The 17,242-nt window shown below is 69.8% G+C and carries 14 protein-coding genes and 1 tRNA gene; 12 read left to right on the forward strand and 3 right to left on the reverse strand.

Annotated elements, in window-relative coordinates; translation table 11 throughout:
• The first annotated feature begins 26 nt into the window (after positions 1 to 26).
• Both ACQ860_RS20635 and ACQ860_RS20640 read left to right on the forward strand, forming a co-directional pair.
• A complete protein-coding gene (locus ACQ860_RS20635; RefSeq protein ID WP_431305204.1) occupies positions 27 to 2,594 on the forward strand; it encodes a GNAT family N-acetyltransferase in 2,568 nt (855 codons plus the stop codon).
• A 90-nt stretch (positions 2,595 to 2,684) separates the two neighbouring features.
• On the forward strand, positions 2,685 to 2,882 hold the full coding sequence (locus tag ACQ860_RS20640; protein ID WP_431305205.1) for a hypothetical protein: 198 nt from the start codon (positions 2,685 to 2,687) through the stop codon (positions 2,880 to 2,882).
• A 7-nt stretch (positions 2,883 to 2,889) separates the two neighbouring features.
• Here ACQ860_RS20640 and ACQ860_RS20645 read toward each other — a convergent pair whose 3' ends face one another.
• Together ACQ860_RS20645 and uvrA are read right to left on the reverse strand one after the other, a co-directional pair.
• Entirely contained in the window at positions 2,890 to 3,243 is a 354-nt protein-coding gene (locus tag ACQ860_RS20645) for a hypothetical protein (RefSeq protein ID WP_431305206.1), read from the reverse strand.
• A 31-nt stretch (positions 3,244 to 3,274) separates the two neighbouring features.
• Positions 3,275 to 6,184 (reverse strand): excinuclease ABC subunit UvrA, encoded by a 2,910-nt coding sequence (gene uvrA / locus ACQ860_RS20650; protein WP_431305207.1) that lies wholly within the window; start codon positions 6,182 to 6,184, stop codon positions 3,275 to 3,277.
• Positions 6,185 to 6,330: 146 nt separating this feature from the next.
• Here uvrA and ssb point away from each other — a divergent pair, with 146 nt between their 5' ends.
• From ssb to ACQ860_RS20685, 7 genes are all read left to right on the forward strand, one after another.
• Complete coding sequence (gene ssb, locus ACQ860_RS20655) at positions 6,331 to 6,852, forward strand: single-stranded DNA-binding protein (RefSeq protein ID WP_431305208.1); 522 nt, start codon at positions 6,331 to 6,333, stop codon at positions 6,850 to 6,852.
• Positions 6,853 to 7,054: 202 nt separating this feature from the next.
• Positions 7,055 to 9,727, forward strand: a complete 2,673-nt coding sequence (gene gyrA / locus ACQ860_RS20660; protein ID WP_431305796.1) for a DNA gyrase subunit A — start codon at positions 7,055 to 7,057, stop codon at positions 9,725 to 9,727.
• On the forward strand, positions 9,724 to 10,224 hold the full coding sequence (gene coaD, locus ACQ860_RS20665; protein WP_431305209.1) for a pantetheine-phosphate adenylyltransferase: 501 nt from the start codon (positions 9,724 to 9,726) through the stop codon (positions 10,222 to 10,224). The genes gyrA and coaD overlap by 4 nt, the downstream gene beginning before the upstream one ends.
• Positions 10,225 to 10,298: 74 nt before the next feature.
• The gene (locus ACQ860_RS20670; protein ID WP_431305210.1) at positions 10,299 to 10,832 is read left to right on the forward strand and encodes a peptidylprolyl isomerase; all 534 of its coding nucleotides are present in this window, start codon (positions 10,299 to 10,301) and stop codon (positions 10,830 to 10,832) included.
• Positions 10,833 to 10,951: 119 nt separating this feature from the next.
• Positions 10,952 to 11,026 (forward strand) — tRNA-Lys (locus ACQ860_RS20675).
• A gap of 40 nt (positions 11,027 to 11,066) precedes the next feature.
• A complete protein-coding gene (locus ACQ860_RS20680) occupies positions 11,067 to 11,675 on the forward strand; it encodes a class I SAM-dependent methyltransferase (protein ID WP_431305211.1) in 609 nt (202 codons plus the stop codon).
• Positions 11,672 to 13,369: a methyltransferase domain-containing protein gene (locus ACQ860_RS20685; RefSeq protein WP_431305212.1), complete on the forward strand. Its 1,698-nt coding sequence runs from the start codon at positions 11,672 to 11,674 to the stop codon at positions 13,367 to 13,369. Before ACQ860_RS20680 ends, ACQ860_RS20685 begins: the two co-directional genes overlap by 4 nt.
• A gap of 62 nt (positions 13,370 to 13,431) precedes the next feature.
• On the opposite strand, the gene ACQ860_RS20690 is transcribed toward ACQ860_RS20685, so the two are convergent.
• A complete protein-coding gene (locus ACQ860_RS20690) occupies positions 13,432 to 14,622 on the reverse strand; it encodes a glycosyltransferase family 61 protein (RefSeq protein ID WP_431305213.1) in 1,191 nt (396 codons plus the stop codon).
• A gap of 141 nt (positions 14,623 to 14,763) precedes the next feature.
• On the opposite strand from ACQ860_RS20690, the gene ACQ860_RS20695 reads away from it, so the two are divergent.
• The 3 genes from ACQ860_RS20695 (at position 14,764) to ACQ860_RS20705 (ending at position 17,241) form a co-directional block, all read left to right on the forward strand.
• Positions 14,764 to 15,729, forward strand: a complete 966-nt coding sequence (locus ACQ860_RS20695; RefSeq protein ID WP_431305214.1) for a Bug family tripartite tricarboxylate transporter substrate binding protein — start codon at positions 14,764 to 14,766, stop codon at positions 15,727 to 15,729.
• Positions 15,729 to 16,226, forward strand: coding sequence for a prolyl-tRNA synthetase associated domain-containing protein (locus ACQ860_RS20700; RefSeq protein ID WP_431305215.1), 498 nt, complete (start codon positions 15,729 to 15,731; stop codon positions 16,224 to 16,226). Before ACQ860_RS20695 ends, ACQ860_RS20700 begins: the two co-directional genes overlap by 1 nt.
• 88 nt (positions 16,227 to 16,314) lie before the next feature.
• The gene (locus ACQ860_RS20705) at positions 16,315 to 17,241 is read left to right on the forward strand and encodes a tetratricopeptide repeat protein (RefSeq protein WP_431305216.1); all 927 of its coding nucleotides are present in this window, start codon (positions 16,315 to 16,317) and stop codon (positions 17,239 to 17,241) included.
• The last annotated feature ends 1 nt before the right edge of the window (position 17,242 follow it).

Here is a 17,242-nt window from a genome sequence, read left to right on the forward strand (position 1 = left end):
CCCGCCCCTGTTGCTATGCTTATTTTATGTCGCTTCTCCTCACCGGGCGGCCGGGCCGCGGCTTCCGCGAGACCGCCTTCTTCCAGCCGCGCTCGGTCTGGCTGCGGGCCGACCCGGCATTGCCGGAAACCGCCATCCTCACGCGCAACCTGACCGAGGGCGGGTTTCGCGGCGCACTGATGGGCGATGGCTTCGCCACCGTGGAAGGCGCGCCGGACCTCGCCATCCTTTGCGTGCCGCCCGAAGCCCAGGCGCGGGAGATGGCGCGCATCGCCGCGCGCGGCTGCTTCGCGGTGGTGGTGCCGACGGCGGCCCCGGGCCTCGCGGCGAAGGCGGCGGCGGCGGGCGTGCATGCGATGGGCGAGCGCAGCTTCGGGCTCGCGCTGCCCGGCATCGGTCTGAACGCGACGCTCTCGCATCTGCCGCTCAAGCCCGGGCGGCTCGCGCTCATGGCGCAATCCTCGGCCATCGCGCGCGCGGTGATCGATTGGGCGACGGCGGAGGGGCTGGGCTTCAGCCACATCATCGGCGTGGGCTCCAATGATGGCCTGGGCTTCGCCTCGGGGCTCGACTGGCTGGCGCGGGACACGGGCACCGCCTGCGTGATGCTCGACATCCGGCGCATCAAGCAGCGGCGGCTCTTCGTCTCCGCCGCGCGCGCGGTGGCGCGGACGCGGCCTGTGCTGGCCTTGCGCGCGGGCGGGCGGATGGATGACCCGAGCGGCATCGCGGATGGCGTGATGGCAGCCGTGCTGCGCCGCGCCGGCGTGCTGCGCGCCGAGGGTTTCGAGGATTGGCTGGCGGCGGCCGAGACGCTGGCGCGCACCAAGCCGCGCGGCGGCGCGGGCCAGGCGGACCGCATCGCCATCATCGCCAATGGGCTGGGTGTCGCGCGCCTCGCGGCCGATGAGGCGTTGGCGCAGGGGCTGCGGCTGGCCCGCTTCAGCCCGGCCACCGAGGCCCTGCTGGCGCCGCTGATCCCGGCGGGGTGGGAGGCGCGCAACCCGCTCTCGCTCGGCAGCCGGGCGGGCGCGGGCCTCGCCCAGGCCGCGCGCATCCTGGCTGGCGCCGCCGAGGTCGATGTGGTGATCGCACTCCACGCGCCCGAGCAGGAGGCCGCGCCCACAGAGGCCTTCGCGACGGCCGCGCGCGGCAATCGCGGCGCCCCCATCCTGCTTGGCTGGACCGGCGAGGCGAGCGCCAGGGCCGAGCGGGCCGCACTGACCGAGGCGGGGCTGCCCGTCTTCCACACGCCGGAAGCGGTGGTGCGCGGCGCGGCCCACCTGGCGGAGGAAAAGCGCAACCGGGCGACGGCGGCGGAGCTTCCGGCCTCGGACGTGCTGGAGCTGACGCCGGACCGCGCCACGGTGCGCGCGATCTTCGCCACCGCCCGCGCGGAAGGCCGGCGCGACCTCTTCGAGGATGAAGCGCTGGCCGTGCTGGCCGCCTATGGCATTCCCGTGCTCGCCCCCCGCCGTGTGGCGACCGCGACGGAGGCCGCGGTGGCGGCGGTGGCCTTGGGGCCGCCCATCGCGCTCAAGATCCGCGCCTTGCTGCGCCACAAGAGCGAGGTGGGCGGGGTGGTGCTGAACCTGCGGAATTTCGACAGCGTGCGCGCCGCCGCCGAGCAGATGGCCGAGGAAGTGCCCCGCCGCGCGCCGGAGGCCACCATCAGCGGCTTCCTCGTGCAGCCCATGGCGCGGCGGGGCGGCATGGAGCTGCGCCTGCGCCTCGGCGAGGATGCGATGTTCGGCCCCTGGATCGGCTTCGGCCAGGGCGGCACCACCGCCGACATCGCGGCCGACGAGGCGCTGGAGCTGCCACCGCTGAACCTGCCGCTGGCGCATGGGCTGATCGCGCGCACACGGCTTTCCCGCCTGCTGCCGGGCTTCCGTGACCGGCCCGCCGTGAACGAGACCGCCATCGCCGATGCGCTGGTGCGGATCAGCCAGCTCCAGGTGGATTTCCCGGAGATCATGGCCCTCGGCGCCAACCCGATCTTTGCCGATGCTTCGGGCGTGGTGGCGGCCGATGCCTCGCTGCGCCTGCGTCCTCCGGGCGCCGCGGCGCTGTTTGCCATCCCGCCCTATCCGGTCGAGTGGGTGGCGCCGTTCACCGGGCGCGATGGCAGCCTCTTCGAGGTGCGGCCGATCCGTCCGGAGGATGCGGCGGCGCAGGGCGCCTTCTTCCTCGAATTGCCGCCCGAGGATGTTCGCTTCCGCTTCTTCGCGGCGATGAAGGAGCTGCCGCCGGCCATGCTCGCGCGCCTCACGCAGATCGATTACGGGCGTGAAATGGCCTTCATCGCCATGCGCGAGGGGCGGAACTACGGGACCGCGCGCATCATCCGCGAGGGCGCGGGCAGCGCGGCCGAATTCGCGGTGGTGGTGAGCCCGGCGGCCAAGGGCACGGGGCTCGCGCGCCATCTGATGGTGCGCGCGATGGAATGGGCGCGGCACGAAGGTGTCACCGAGATCGTGGGCCATGTGCTGGCGGACAACGCGCCCATGCTGGCCTTCGTGCGGAAGCTGGGTTTCACCATCAGCCGCAGCCCGGAGGATCCCGACATCATGCTGGCGAAGATGGCGCTGTAATTCCGCCGTGATTCCGGCGTGCAGCCGCCATGCGGCGGCGCTTTGATCCCGTCAGCGACAGATGCAACCCCGTCGCTTTCGGAGGCCGTGATGGCCAGGATCGTCTTCCACCGCATCGCCCGTGCTTTGGGGGGGCTCTCCCTCCTGGTGGGGCTCGCCGCCTGCGTCGCCCCGCATCCGCGCCACTACGGCGGCGGCTATGGGCGCGGCTATGCCTACCACCAGCCGGCCTATCGCGGCGGCTACAACCCCGGATGGCAGGGCGGCCCGCCGCGCCGCTGGCATTGAGGCGCCCTCAGCGGATGCTGAAATCCAGCCCGCCCATGCTGGGCACCCCGCCGGCGCGCGGCGCCACCACCCAGCGCAACACGTAGTCGCCCGGCGGCAGGCCGCCGGCGACCGCATGGAGCGTGTTGGGCGAGGCGCCGAGGCGCGGACGCAGGGTGCGGAGAACCATGTCGCCGCGTTGGATCATCAGGCGTGACGCGTGATGATCCACCGGGCCATCGAAGCGCACGAAGAATTCCTGCGCCGGGCCCTGCATCACGCTGCGCGGCGCCGGGCTCGCTTCCATCATATGCAGCATCTCCGCCCGGGCAGGCGCGGCGAGGGCGAGGAGGAGCAGGGCGGCGCGGAGGGTGCGGGGCATCAGGGACGTTTCGCCCCCCGACCTCCGCCGGTTACGCCTTGCGCGCGCGCCTGGCCTTGGGCGTGGCCATGGGCGCATGCCGCGCCAGGATGGGCGCCAGGAAGCGGCCCGTATGGCTCTCGGGATTGGCCGCGATCTCCTCCGGCGTGCCATGCGCCACGATCCGCCCGCCGCCCTCGCCCCCCTCGGGGCCAAGGTCGAGCACCCAGTCGGCGGTCTTGATGACCTCCAGATTGTGCTCGATCACCACGACCGTGTTGCCGCTGGCGACCAGCGCATGCAGCACGTCGAGCAGCTTGCGCACATCCTCGAAATGCAGGCCGGTGGTGGGCTCGTCCAGGATGTAGAGGGTGCGGCCCGTGGCGCGGCGGGAGAGCTCCTTCGCCAGCTTGATGCGCTGCGCCTCGCCGCCCGACAGCGTCGTCGCCTGCTGGCCGAGATGGATGTAGCCGAGGCCCACCTCCTCCAGCGTCTTCAGCTTCTCATGGATGCTGGGGACGGCCGAGAAGAACTCGCGCCCCTCGGTCACCGTCATGTCCAGCACATCGGCGATGGACTTTCCGCGGAACTTCACTTCGAGGGTTTCGCGGTTGTAGCGCTTGCCCTTGCAGGTGTCGCAGGTGACGTAGACATCGGGCAGGAAGTGCATCTCGATCTTGATGACGCCATCGCCCTGGCAGGCCTCGCAGCGGCCGCCCTTCACGTTGAAGCTGAAGCGGCCGGGCTTGTAGCCGCGGCTGCGTGAGTCGGGCAGTTCGGCGAACCAGTCGCGGATGGGGGCGAAGAGGCCCGTATAGGTGGCGGGGTTGGAGCGCGGCGTGCGGCCGATGGGCGACTGGTCGATGTCGATGACCTTGTCGATCAGCTCGATCCCCTCGATCCGCTGATGCGGCGCCGGCACGACGGAGGCGCCCATCAGCTTGCGCGACAGGCCGTTGAACAGCGTCTCGATCACCAGCGTGGACTTGCCGCCGCCCGAGACGCCAGCGATGGCGGTGAAGGTGCCGAGCGGGAACTCGGCCGTCACGTCCTTCAGGTTGTTGCCCGTGGCGCCGACGACGCGGAGCATGCGCTTGCGGTCAATGGCGCGGCGCTGCTCCGGCATCGGGATCTCACGCCGCCCGGCCAGATAGGCGCCGGTCAGGCTGGCGGGGTCGGCGGCCACCTGCTCGGGCGTGCCCTGGCTGACGACCGTGCCGCCCGCCTTGCCCGCACCTGGGCCGATATCCACCAGGTAATCGGCGGTGCGGATCGCATCCTCGTCATGCTCGACGACGATGACGGAATTACCGAGGTCACGCAGGCGGCGCAGCGTGCCGAGCAGGCGCTCATTGTCGCGCTGGTGCAGGCCGATCGAGGGCTCGTCCAGCACATAGAGCACGCCGGTCAGGCCCGAGCCGATCTGCGAGGCCAGGCGGATGCGCTGGCTCTCGCCGCCGGAGAGCGTCGCGCTGCTGCGCGCCAGCGAGAGGTAGTCGAGGCCCACATCGTTCAGGAACTGCAGCCGGTCCTCGATCTCGCGCAGGATGCGGCGGGCGATGTCCTGGCGCTGCGGCGTGAGCGTCTGCATCACGCCCGCGAACCAGTCCTTCGCGCGGCGGATGGAGAGCGCGGACGCCTCGCCGATATGGCAGCCGGCGACCTTCACGGCGAGGGATTGCGGCTTCAGGCGATGGCCGCCGCAGGCGTGGCAGGGCTTGTCCGCCTGATAGCGCGCCATATCCTCGCGCACCCAGGGGTTGTCGCTCTCGCGAAAGCGGCGCTCGAGGTTGCGGATCACGCCTTCGAAGGGCTTCTGGACCTCATAGGCGCGCAACCCGTCCTTGTAGCGCAGCGTGACGGGCTCGCTGCCGGTGCCGTGCAGGATGGCGTGCTGGGCTTCGGCCGGCAGCTCTTCCCAGGGCTTCTCCATGCCGATCTTCAGGTGCTTGGCGAGGCTGACCAGCGTCTGGTCATAATAGGGGCTGCTGGCATTGCCGGCCCAGGGGACGATGGCGCCCTCCTTCAGGCTCAGCGCCGGGTTGGGGATGACCAGGGCCGGGTCGAAGAAGCTTTCCGTCCCCAGCCCGTCGCAGGTGGGGCATGCGCCTTGCGGCGAGTTGAAGCTGAAGAGGCGCGGCTCGATCTCCTCGATGGAGAAGCCGGAGACCGGGCAGGCGAATTTTTGCGAAAATACCGTCCGCTCGCCGCCATCGGCGTTCTCGGCATAGGCGATGCCGTCGGCGAGTGCGAGCGCCGTCTCGAAGCTGTCGGCCAGGCGCTGGGCCAGGCCGTCGCGCACCACGACGCGGTCCACCACCACTTCGATGTCGTGCTTCAGCTTCTTGTCGAGCTTGGGGGCCTCGCTGATGAGCGTCAGCGTGCCGTTGATCTTCACGCGTTCGAAGCCGCGGCGCTGGTATTCGGCCAGCTCCTTCCGGTACTCGCCCTTCTTGCCACGGATGACGGGGGCGAGGATGAGCAGCCGCGTGCCCTCGGGCATGGCCATCACCCGGTCCACCATCTGGGAGACGGTCTGCGCCTCGATCGGCAGGCCGGTGGCGGGCGAATAGGGCACGCCGACGCGCGCCCAGAGCAGGCGCATATAGTCGTGGATCTCGGTCACCGTACCGACGGTGGAGCGCGGGTTGTGGCTCGTCGTCTTCTGCTCGATGGAAATGGCGGGCGAGAGGCCCTCGATGCTGTCCACATCGGGCTTCTGCATGAGCTGGAGGAATTGCCGCGCATAGGCGCTCAGCGATTCGACGTAGCGGCGCTGGCCCTCGGCATAGATGGTGTCGAAGGCGAGCGAGGACTTGCCGGAGCCCGAGAGGCCGGTGAGGACCACGAGCTTGCCGCGCGGCAGGTCGAGATCCACCGATTTCAGGTTGTGCTGGCGGGCGCCGCGGATGCGGATCAGGTCAGTCTTGGCTGCCGGCAGTGGGGGCGTGTCGCGCGGCATGGGGGAACTCCTGATCCGAATGTTCGCATTGTGTTCACGCGGCTTTTGCACCATAATGGGGGCTGGTGCCAAGCCTTTGTCCGGGGCTGGCCCGGGCATTCCGGAAAAGCTAGGTTCCGGGACCAAATTGCAAGGAGTCGCCGCGCATGGCCGGTGTGAACAAGGTGATCATCCTGGGCCGCCTCGGCAAGGATCCGGAGGTGCGCAACTTCCAGAATGGCGGCAAGGTCGTGAACCTGCGGATCGCGACCAGCGAGCGCTACAAGGACCGCGAGGGCAACCAGCAGGAGCGGACGGAGTGGCATGCCGTCGCCATCTTCAACGAGAAGCTGGGCGAGATCGCCGAGCGGTATCTGAAGAAGGGCAGCGAGGTCTATATCGAGGGCCAGCTGGAGACCCGGAAGTGGCAGGATTCCTCGGGCCAGGACAAGTACACGACCGAGATCGTGCTGCGGCAGTATCGCGGCGAGCTGGCGCTGGTGGGCGGCCGCTCCTCGGGCGGTGGCGGCGACATGGGCGAGGAGGGGGGCTATTCCTCCGGCCGGAGTGGCGGCGGTGGCGGCTATTCCGGCGAGCGCAGCTCGGCCCCGGCCCGGGGCGGCGCGCCGCGCTCGGGCGGCTGGGACGCGGGGAAGAAGCCCGACATGGATGATGATATTCCGTTCTGAATGATGCGAGGGGCTTTGCCCCTCGCGCTCCCCAGCAGGAGGCCAGCCTCCTGCACCACGATTTGTTGAAGGTGCAGGAAACTAAGTTTCCTGCCGGGGTCCAGGGGCGGAGCCCCTGGGTCTCCACCAACCAGGATCACCCAGTTTGAGCGAAGACGATCCCAAGCCCCTGGACGTGGCCCCCATCGCCCTCGAGGAGGAGATGCGCCGCTCCTATCTCGACTACGCGATGTCCGTCATCGTCAGCCGCGCGCTGCCCGATGTGCGGGACGGGCTGAAGCCGGTGCACCGGCGCATCCTCTTCGCCATGCACGAGGCGGGCTACACGGCGGACAAGCCGCACCGCAAATCGGCCCGCGTCGTCGGCGACGTGATGGGCAAGTATCACCCGCATGGCGACTCTGCGATCTATGACGCCATGGTCCGCATGGCGCAGCCTTTTTCCATGCGCGTGCCGCTGATTGATGGGCAGGGCAATTTCGGCTCGATGGATGGCGACCCCCCGGCGGCCATGCGCTACACGGAGGTGCGCCTCGCCAAGTCCGCCGCCGCCCTGCTGGAGGGCATCGACGAGGACACGGTCGATTTCATCCCGAACTATGATGAAAGCGCCGAGGAGCCGCGCGTCCTTCCCGCCGCCTTCCCGAACTTGCTGGTGAACGGCGCGGGCGGCATCGCCGTCGGCATGGCGACCAACATTCCGCCGCACAACCCGACCGAGGTGATCAACGCGACGCTCAAGCTGATCGCCGAGCCCGAGACCTCGCTCGCCGAACTCATGGAGATCATCCCCGGCCCGGATTTCCCGACGGGGGGCCTGATCCTGGGCCGCTCGGGCATCCGCTCGGCCTTCGAGACGGGGCGCGGCTCCATCCCGCTGCGCGCCGATTGCGTGATCGAGGACATGAAGGGCGGCCGCCAGGCCATCGTCGTGAACGAGATCCCCTACCAGGTGAACAAGGCGGTGCTGATCGAGCGCATCGCCGAGCTGGTGCGCTCGAAGCTCATCGAGGGCATCAGCGACCTGCGTGATGAATCCGACAGGTCCGGCCTGCGCATCGTAATCGAGCTGAAGCGCGAGGCGGTGGCGGAGGTGGTGCTGAACCAGCTCTACCGGATGACCTCGCTGCAGGTGAGCTTCCCGGTGAACTTCCTCGCGCTGAATGGCGGCCGCCCGCAGCAGATGGGCATCCGCGACGCGCTGCTGGCCTTCATCGCCTTCCGCGAGGAGGTGATCCTCCGCCGTTCGCGCCATCGCCTGATGAAGGCGCGGGAGCGGGCGCACAACCTCATCGGCCTCGCCATCGCGGTGGCGAATATTGATGAGGTGATCCGCCTGATCCGCGAAAGCCCGGACGCCGCCGCCGCCCGCGTGGCGCTGATGGCGCGCGACTGGCCGGCCGCCGATGTGGCGCCGCTGGTGGCCCTCGTGCAGGACGAGGGCAATGAGCTCTCGCCCGCCGGCACGATGCGCCTCACGGAAGCGCAGGCGCGCGGCATCCTGGAGCTGCGCCTGCAGCGCCTGACTGGCCTCGAGCGTGAGAAGATCGATGCCGAGCTCAAGGAAGTGGGGGCGCGCATCGTCGAGCTGCTGGAGATCCTCTCCAGCCGGCCGCGCCGCATGGAGGTAATGACCGAGGAGCTGCTGGCGACCCGCGCCACGCTCAACCAGCCGCGCCTGACGCGCATCGTGGACCACGCGGCGGATATTGATGACGAAAGCCTGATCGCGCCGGCCTCGATGATCGTGACGCTGACGCGCGACGGCTATGTGAAGCGCACGCCGCTCGACGTCTTCCGCGCACAGAATCGCGGCGGCAAGGGGCGGAGTGCGGCCTCCACCCGCGCGGATGACGTGGTGGTGCGCAGCTTCGTCGGCCACACGCATCAATGGGTGCTGTTCTTCACCAGCCGCGGCATCGCCTTCCGCGAGAAGGTCTGGCAGCTGCCCGAGGGCGGCACCAACGGCAAGGGCCGCTCGCTGCGCCAGGTGCTGCAGCTGCAGGAGGGCGAGAGCGTGACCGCCGTGCTGCCGCTGCCGCAGGATGAGAGCCTGTGGGAGCATCTGCACCTGGTCTTCGCGACCCAGAGCGGTGATGTCCGGCGCAACCGCCTGAGTGACTTCCGCAACGTCCGCTCCTCCGGCCTCATCGCGATGAAGCTGGAGGAGGGCGACTCGCTGGTGGGTGTCGCCACCTGCCGCGAGGGCGATGACGTGCTGCTCGCCACCCGCCAGGGCAAGGCGATCCGCTTCGTCGCCGATGCGGACACGCTGCGCGTCTTCGCCGGGCGCGATTCGACGGGCGTGCGCGGCATCCGGCTCGCGAAGGGCGATGAGGTGATCGCGCTCGCGGTCCTCGGCCATGTGAACGCGACGGTCGAGGAGCGTGCCGCCTACCTCAAGCACAAGCGCCGCACCGACGGGACGGAGGAGACGGCCGAGGCGGCGCCCACGCCCGAGGAGGGCGAGGAGACGGCGCAGGAGATCACGCTGACCCCCGAGCGCATCGCGGAGCTGGAGGCGGCGGAGCAGTTCCTACTGACGGTCACGGATCGTGGCTTCGGCAAGCGCAGCAGCGCCTATGAGTATCGCGTCACCGGGCGCGGCGGGCAGGGCATCAACGGCATCAGCCTGAGCCGCCGCACGGGCAGCGCGGTCGTCGCCTGCTTCACCGTGCAGGTGGGCGACCACATCATGCTGATGACCGATGGCGGCCAGGCCATCCGCTTCGAGGCGGAGCAGGTCCGCAAGACCGGGCGCCAGTCCCAGGGCGTCATGCTGCAACGGCTGGAGGAGGCGGAGCGCGTGACGAGCTGCTTCCCCGTGCTGGAAGACGAAGCGGAGGAACAAGAACAGGATGCTCAACCCGAATGACTGAGCGTATCGCCCTCTATCCGGGCACCTTCGATCCGGTGACCAATGGGCATCTCGATGTCATCGGCCGCGCCGCGCGGCTAGTGGATCGCCTTGTCATCGGTGTTGCGATGAACATCGGCAAGGGGCCGCTCTTCGCGCTGGAGGAACGCGCCGAGCTGGTGGCCGCCGAGACCGCCGCCATCGCGGCCCGCACCGGCTGCGTGATCGAGGTGCGGCCCTTCACCGGCCTCCTCGTCGGCTTCGCGCGGGAGGTGGGCGCGCAAATGATCGTGCGCGGGCTGCGCGCCGTCTCGGATTTCGACTATGAGTTCCAGATGTGCGGGATGAATGCCCGGCTCGATCCCGAGATCGAGACCGTCTTCCTCATGGCGAGCGAGAGAAACCACTTCATCTCCTCGCGCTTCGTGAAGGAGATCGCGCAGCTTGGGGGAGATGTTTCCAGCTTCGTGCCGGCGCTGACGCTGGAACGCACGCTGGCGAAAGTCCGCAAGTAAGTCCAACCACGGAGGGATCACCCATGAACCGCCGCGCACTCATGACCACAACCCTGATCGCAGCAGGAGCGATGATGTCCGAGACCAACGAAGCCGAGGCGCAAGCCGCCCCGGACCGCGAGAACACCCTCATCATGGAGCTGAAGGACAATGGCCGCGTGGTCATCCAGCTCCGCCCCGACCTGGCGCCGCAGCATGTCGAGCGCATCAAGACGCTGACCCGCCAGGGCCTCTATGACAACACGCCCTTCCACCGCGTGATCGAGGGCTTCATGGCGCAGGGCGGCGACCCGACCGGCACCGGCATGGGCGGCTTCCGCGACCGCGGCTTCGCCGATCTGCGCGCCGAGTTCAGCCCGCCGTCCCGCGCGCGCTTCCTGCGCGGCACCTGCGGCATGGCCCGCGCGCAGGACCCGAACAGCGCGAACAGCCAGTTCTTCATCATGTTCGCGCCGACGCCGAGCCTCGATGGCCAGTACACCATCTGGGGCCAGGTCACGGCCGGCATGGAATTCGTGGACCGCATCAAGCGCGGCGTGGGCGGCAGCGGCCAGGTGCCCGCGCCGGCCGACCGCCTCATCCGCATGCGCGTGCTGGCCGATACCTGAGCCCGGCCGGGAGGATGATCCACCGCGGCGGTGCGTCCACCGTCGCGGACCATCCTCCGAGGCTGGCTTGACAAGGGGCCCCGCGCGGTGTGTTTCGCGCCGCGCGGGGTGACCAATCCGGGTCGGTAGCTCAGCGGTAGAGCACGGGACTTTTAATCTCGCGGCCGAGGGTTCGATCCCCTCCCGACCCACCATCCTCGCGCCGAAAGCCTGTCCCCCGGAAAGGAACCGCGGATGATCAATTCTGCCAACTACTGGGAGAAGCGATACAAGCGCGGCAAGAATTCCGGCAGCGGCAGCTACGGGCGGCTGGCGCGCTTCAAGGCCGAGGTGATCAACCGCGTGATCGCCGAGACCAAGGCCACCTCCCTCATGGATTTCGGCTGCGGCGACGGCCATCAGCTCAGCCTCATGACGCCCTTGCCCTATGTCGGCCTGGATGTCTCCCGCACCATGCTGGCCACGCTGCGCGAGCGCTTCGCCGGCCAGCCGCTTTTCCGCTTCCTCCACCCCGACGACCTGCCGGGCGACCTGCGCTGCGACATCACCGTCTCGGCCGATGTCATCTACCATCTGGTCGAGGATGCGGTCTTCGAGGCGCATATGGAGGACCTTTTCGGCCATGCGCGCCGCTTCGTCGTGATCTATTCGAGCAATCACGAGGAGCCCTACGACGGCTCGCACATCCGCCACCGCCGCTTCACCGACTTCGTCGCGGCGCGGATGCCGGGCTGGCGCCGCGTGCTGCACATTCCGAATCCCTATCCCTGGAATCCCGACGAGCGGGCGGAGACCTCCTTCTCCGATTTCCACATCTTCGCCGCGCCGGCTTCGGACGGGTGAGCGGGGACGCGGTCATCGCGGCGCGCGCCACCCAGGATCTCCCGCCGCTCACCATCTCGCTGACGTCCATCCGTTCGCGCATCGGGCATGTGGACCGCGTGATCCGCTCCCTCCTCGCGCAGTCGCCCGCGCCGGACCACGTCATGCTCGTGCTCTCGCAGGAGCCCTACCTGCTGGATGAGGGCGTCCCGCCGGAAGCCTTGCCGCCGGGCCTGCGCCAGCTCTGGGCCGAGGGGCGATTCGAGCTGGTCTATGCCGAGAACACCGGCCCCTACCGCAAACTGCTGCCGGCGCTGCGCCGCCATGCCGGCGAGGAGCGCCTGATCGTCACCGCGGATGACGACATGGTCTATCCGGAGGGCTGGCTGGCCTGCCTGGTCGAGACCTACCGGCGGCATCGCTGCGTGGTGGGGCATCGGTGCCGCGCCATCCCTGTCCAGGGCGGCCGCTTCCTGCCCTATGCCGACTGGGAACTGCTCACCGCCGGGCCGGACATCTTCGGCGAGGTGCCGGAGGGCCAGCGCGGCCTCTTCACCATCGCGACCGGCTTTCGCGGCATCCTCTACAACACCCGCTTCTTCCCGGACCTCGGCCTGATCGAGGAATTGCGCGCGCTGGCGCCCCGGCAGGATGACCTGGCCTTCAAGGCCGCGGCCCTGGCCGCCGGCATCCCGACCGTGCCGGTGGACCGGGACCTGCAGCGCGGCCCCTTCGCGCCGCGCCTGACACCGGCCGATGGCAGCGACGAAGCCTTGATCCACGGCAATCTGCGGGAGAACGACGCGGCCTGGGGCCGGCTCATCGCCCATCTGGAGGCGCGGGGCCTGTTCCGGCTGGCGGGGGTGGTGGCGCCGCCGCGCAAGCCGCTCTCCCCGCGGGAGGTCCAGCAGGCGATCCCGGCCGACCATGCGCGGCAGGTGGATGCCGAATACTACCTGGCCCGCATCCCGCCCGCCGCGGCGCCGCTGCAATTCCTCGACCTCGGCGCGGGCGATGGCAGCTCCTTCGACCTTGTGCGGGCGCGCCACCCGGATGCGGAGTGGGTCGGCCTCGACATCGCCGACAGCGACGAGGTGCGCGCCCGCACCCGGACCGATTGCCGGTTCGTCACCTATGACGGCGTGACCATCCCCTTCGAGGATGGCCGCTTCGACGTGGTCTATTCCCGCCAGGTCTTCGAGCATGTGCGCCACCCCGAGGCGCTGATGCGCGAGATCCATCGCGTGCTGAAGCCGGGCGGGCGCTTCATCGGCTCGGTCTCGCAGCTCGAGCCCTTCCATTCCAACAGCTACTGGAACTTCACCTGGTTCGGCTTCGCCACCATCGCGACGGAAGCGGGCCTTGCGCTGGTCGAGATGCGGCCGGGCATGGATGGCGTGACGCTGACGCTGCGCAACCTGCTGCTGCGGGGCCTGCGCACGCGCAGCCGGAGCTTCCGCCGCTATTTCGACCGGGATTCCCCGCTCAACCTGCTGATCGGCCACCTGCTTGCGAAGGAGGGGCTGGATGCGGCGGATGCGGCGGAACTGGAGCGGTTGCGCGGCTTCCTCTCCGACCGCTTCCCCGCCGCGGAGCTGATGCGGGACTATGTGCCGCGCGCGGGCGTGGGCGTGCGGGAGGTGAACGCGATGAAGCTGCAATATGCCGGGCATATCTGCTTCGAGTTCCAGCGGCCCGGCGCCGCCAGGGCATGATGCGCCGAGGCGGCATCGCCGAAACGCTGAACCAGCCTCTCGATCAGGGCTGAAGCGCCCGGTCAGCCCAGCAGGGCGCGCGTCGCGCCGACGAGTTCCTCCAGGTCCAGCTCGATGTCGGCGTTGCAGCGGTTGCCCTTGCGGTCGGGCGCCGCCTCGCGCGCGAAGAGCTGGGCGTAGCGCAGGCCGAACAGGTCGGAGAGGCTGCGATAGGAGGTCACGCCCTGGTCATAGCCTTCGGGCACGATCTCGATCACCGGCGTGCCCGCATCGCAGAAGACGATGTTGGAAAGGCCCGCGCCATGCGGCGCCACCACGATCTCCGCGTCGCGGAAGGCGGCTGCCTGGTCCCGCACGCTGTGGGCCGCGTTGTCGAAGACCTCGAAGCCCAGCGCCGTGAGCGCCTCCTCCACCGCGGCCTCGTTCACCACGCGGCGCATGCGGACATTGCGGCGCGGGATGTAGAGGCGCCGCCGCCCGGTGCGCGGCAGCGCCGTGACCGCAGGGTGCTCGCGCAGCGTCGTGGTGATGAGGGGCGAGAGCTCATAGCGGCCAAGCGCGGAGGGGGCCGCCACCGTCAGCCGTTCGAAGCGCGTGGGCGCCTCCAGGAAGTCCACGCGCTCTTCCGGGACGCCCATGAAGGCCAGCGTCTCGCGCACATAGGGCCTGATCGGCGCGGGGGCGACGAGGCGGCAATCCGCCGGCACGGCCTGGAAGAGGGCGATGCGCGAGGTGTAGCGCAGCGTCCAGTTGAAGTAGTTGGCGAACATGCCAAAGCCCAGCAGGAAGCTGTGGCCGGGCAGGTGCCGCGCGGCCGGCTCCGCCGGGGCGGTGATCTCGCCCTGCGGCGAGGACATCGCCTGGCGCAGCGCCGCCTCCGTCTCGCCGGGGAAGATGCTGGTCAGCATGTTGCTGTTGCGGATGGTGTCGCGCACCAGCCGCTCGCCCTGCGCCACGATGCCGAAGGGGGGATACACCGTCGCCTCGCGGATATCGGCGAGCCAAAAGCGCGAGAGCCGCGCCTCGGAGCGGTAGGCGCGGTCATAGCTGCGCCAGCGCTCGGCGATGCCGGGCTCGGTGATGCTGGGGCCGATGGGCGGCGCGAAGGGCTCGCGCAGGTCGGGCAGGGCGAGGCTGCTCCGCCCGCCGAAGAAGCGCAGATGGGGCTCCTCGACGGCCTTGGAGAAACGGCTGACCAGCGGCGGTTCGGCCGCCACCTCGGCCACGTTGACGATCCTGAACGCCGGCGGCATCCGCACTCCTTCGCCGCAATGGGCCATCGCTGCTCGCACCCCGTCCTGGGCGAGCATGGCATCGCTGGGCCGGTCCCGGTCCGGGTAGCATAACCTTTCCGATGCGGTCCATGATGGGCCGGAAACAAAGGAGGAAACACCATGAACCGCCGCTCCGTCCTGGCCCTTCCCGCGCTTGCCCTGGCCGCGCCGGCCACGTTGCGCGCCCAGGTCTTCGACCGGCCCTTCCGCCTCGTCGTGCCCTTCGCGCCGGGCGGCACGAGCGACATCCTGGGCCGCATCCTGGCGCCCGAACTCACCCGCCTGCTGGGCCAGAACGTGGTGGTGGAGAACCGCAGCGGTGCGGCCGGCAATCTGGGCGCCGAACTGGTGGCGCGCAGCGCGCCGGATGGCCAGACGATCCTGCTGATCGACACGGGCGTGCTGGCGACGGCCCCGGCACTCTTCACGCGCCTGCCCTTCGAGCCGATGCGTGACCTGGCACCCGTGAACCTCCTGATCTACGCGCCCTACATCCTGGCGGTGCACCCTTCCGTGCCCGCGGCGAACGCGGCGGAATTCGTGGCCTTGGCGAAGCGCGCGCCGAACACCATCAACGTGGCCCATTCGGGCGTGGGGGCGGCCAACCACCTGACGGCGCTGATGCTCACCCAGGCCTGGGGGGCGGAGCTGACGCAGGTGCCCTATCGCGGGGGTGCGGCGGCGCTCGCGGCCGTGACCGGCGGCGAGGCGCAGATGATCATCAATGGCGCGACCGCGACCGCGCCCTTCGTGAAGGATGGGCGTCTGCGCGGCCTCGCCGTCTCGGGCCCGCGTCGCCTGCCGGATTTCCCGAACCTCCCCACCTTCGCGGAACTCGGCTGGCCGGCGCAGGAATCCGGCACCTGGCAGGGCGTGCTCGTACAGGGGGCGACGCCCGCGCCCATCGTGGCGCGCCTCGATGAGGCTTTCCGCCAGGCGCTGGCCGTCCCCGACGTGGCGCGCCGCATGGCCGAGATCGGCGCCGAGGTGCGCGCCATGGGTCCCGCGCCCTTCCGGCAGTGGCTCGCGGGCGAGACCGAGGCCTGGGGCCGCGTGGTGCGCGCCAACAACATCAAGCTCGACTGATGGAGACGCCCGAGGGGCTGCTCGCCCGCCTCGCGGCGGCGGGGATCGCCACGCGCACGGTGGAGCACGCGGCGGTCTTCACGGTCGCCGAATCCCAGGCGCTGCGGGGCGAGTTGCCCGGCGCGCATTCGAAGAACCTCTTCCTGCGCGAGGCGAAGACCGGCCAGCTCTGCCTCGCCGTGCTGGAGGAGGCGCGGCGGGTTTCGGTCAATGCGCTGGCGCGGGAGGCGGGCTGGGGCAAGGTCAGCATGGCCGATGCGCAGGCGCTGCGCGCCACGCTGGGCGTGGAGCCGGGCAGCGTCACCCCCTTCGGCCTGGTGAATGCGCGGCCCGGCGAGGTGCGCGTGGCGCTGGATGCTGCCCTCGCGGAAAGCGAGGGGCTCGCCTGGTTCCACCCGCTGGTGAACACCGCCTCCACCGGCATCAGGCCCGCGGATCTCCTGGCTTTCCTGGCCAGCCTTGGCCATGAGGTGAAGGTTCTGCGCCTGTCCGGTTGATCGCCCGTCCCGTGGCGGGAGACATTTTTCTCGGCTTGCCTTATGCCGTCGCCGCAACATCTCTAGCCCCTCGCCAGGACCGACCCCGATGGACGTGATTCTCGACCCCAGCAAATCGAACGGCCCCGATCCGGTGATGGACGGGGACCAGCGGAATTTCATGAAGGATGTGGTGGAGGCCTCGCGCGAGGTTCCCGTCCTCGTGGATTTCTGGGCCACCTGGTGCGGCCCCTGCAAGACGCTGACGCCCACGCTGGAGAAGGTGGTGCGCGCGGCCGGCGGGCGCGTGCGGCTGGTCAAGATCGACATCGACAAGAACCGCCAGCTCGTCCAGCAGCTGACGCAGATGGGCCTGCCGCTGCAATCGGTGCCGACGGTGGCCGCCTTCTGGCAGGGCCAGATCGCGGACCTGTTCCAGGGCGCGCTGCCCGAGGGCGAGCTGAAGAAGTTCATCGAGAACCTCCTCAAGATGGCGGGCGGCCAGATGCCCTCGGCCGAGCTCCTGGCGGAAGCCAAGCAGCTTCTGGAGGCGGGCGATGCGGCCGCGGCCCTCGAGATCTACGCGGCCCTCGCCCAGCAGGAGCCGGAGAACGCCGAGGCTCTGGCCGGCCTCGCGCGCTGCCTCATCGCGCTGGAGGAGGAGGAGCAGGCCCGCGACATGCTGGACGGGCTGGATGAGAAGCTGAAGTCCCACCCCGAGATCAGCGCCGTGCGCGCGCAGATCGAGCTGGCGGTGGCCGGCCGTGCCGCGCAGTCGCAGCTCGGCGCCTTCGAGCAGCGCCTCGCCGCCAACCCGGATGACCATGAGGCGCGGATCGAGCTCGCCATCGCGCTGAACAGCATGGACAAGCGCACCGAGGCCGCGGATGCCCTGCTGGAATCCATCAAGCGCGACCGCGAATGGAACGACAAGGCGGCGCAGAAGCAGCTCCTGAAGTTCTTCGAGGCCTGGGGCCTGACCGACCCCGTGACGCTGAAGGCGCGCCGCGGCCTTTCCGCCCTGCTGTTCCGCTGAG

Source organism: Sediminicoccus sp. BL-A-41-H5 (assembly GCF_050632405.1).
In the GTDB taxonomy this organism is placed as follows: Bacteria; Pseudomonadota; Alphaproteobacteria; order Acetobacterales; family Acetobacteraceae; genus Roseococcus.

Bases quoted from the DNA above. Each gene is read 5' to 3' on its own strand.
- ACQ860_RS20670 (WP_431305210.1), top strand. From the start codon at position 10,299: ATGTCCGAGACCAACGAAGCCGAGGCGCAAGCCGCCCCGGACCGCGAG.
- ACQ860_RS20700 (WP_431305215.1), top strand. From the start codon at position 15,729: ATGGAGACGCCCGAGGGGCTGCTCGCCCGCCTCGCGGCGGCGGGGATC.
- ACQ860_RS20705 (WP_431305216.1), top strand. From the start codon at position 16,315: ATGGACGTGATTCTCGACCCCAGCAAATCGAACGGCCCCGATCCGGTG.
- ACQ860_RS20640 (WP_431305205.1), top strand. From the start codon at position 2,685: ATGGCCAGGATCGTCTTCCACCGCATCGCCCGTGCTTTGGGGGGGCTC.
- ACQ860_RS20645 (WP_431305206.1), bottom strand. From the start codon at position 3,243: ATGCCCCGCACCCTCCGCGCCGCCCTGCTCCTCCTCGCCCTCGCCGCG.
- coaD (WP_431305209.1), top strand. From the start codon at position 9,724: ATGACTGAGCGTATCGCCCTCTATCCGGGCACCTTCGATCCGGTGACC.
- ACQ860_RS20635 (WP_431305204.1), top strand. From the start codon at position 27: ATGTCGCTTCTCCTCACCGGGCGGCCGGGCCGCGGCTTCCGCGAGACC.
- gyrA (WP_431305796.1), top strand. From the start codon at position 7,055: ATGCGCCGCTCCTATCTCGACTACGCGATGTCCGTCATCGTCAGCCGC.
- ssb (WP_431305208.1), top strand. From the start codon at position 6,331: ATGGCCGGTGTGAACAAGGTGATCATCCTGGGCCGCCTCGGCAAGGAT.
- ACQ860_RS20680 (WP_431305211.1), top strand. From the start codon at position 11,067: ATGATCAATTCTGCCAACTACTGGGAGAAGCGATACAAGCGCGGCAAG.
- ACQ860_RS20695 (WP_431305214.1), top strand. From the start codon at position 14,764: ATGAACCGCCGCTCCGTCCTGGCCCTTCCCGCGCTTGCCCTGGCCGCG.
- ACQ860_RS20690 (WP_431305213.1), bottom strand. From the start codon at position 14,622: ATGCCGCCGGCGTTCAGGATCGTCAACGTGGCCGAGGTGGCGGCCGAA.
- uvrA (WP_431305207.1), bottom strand. From the start codon at position 6,184: ATGCCGCGCGACACGCCCCCACTGCCGGCAGCCAAGACTGACCTGATC.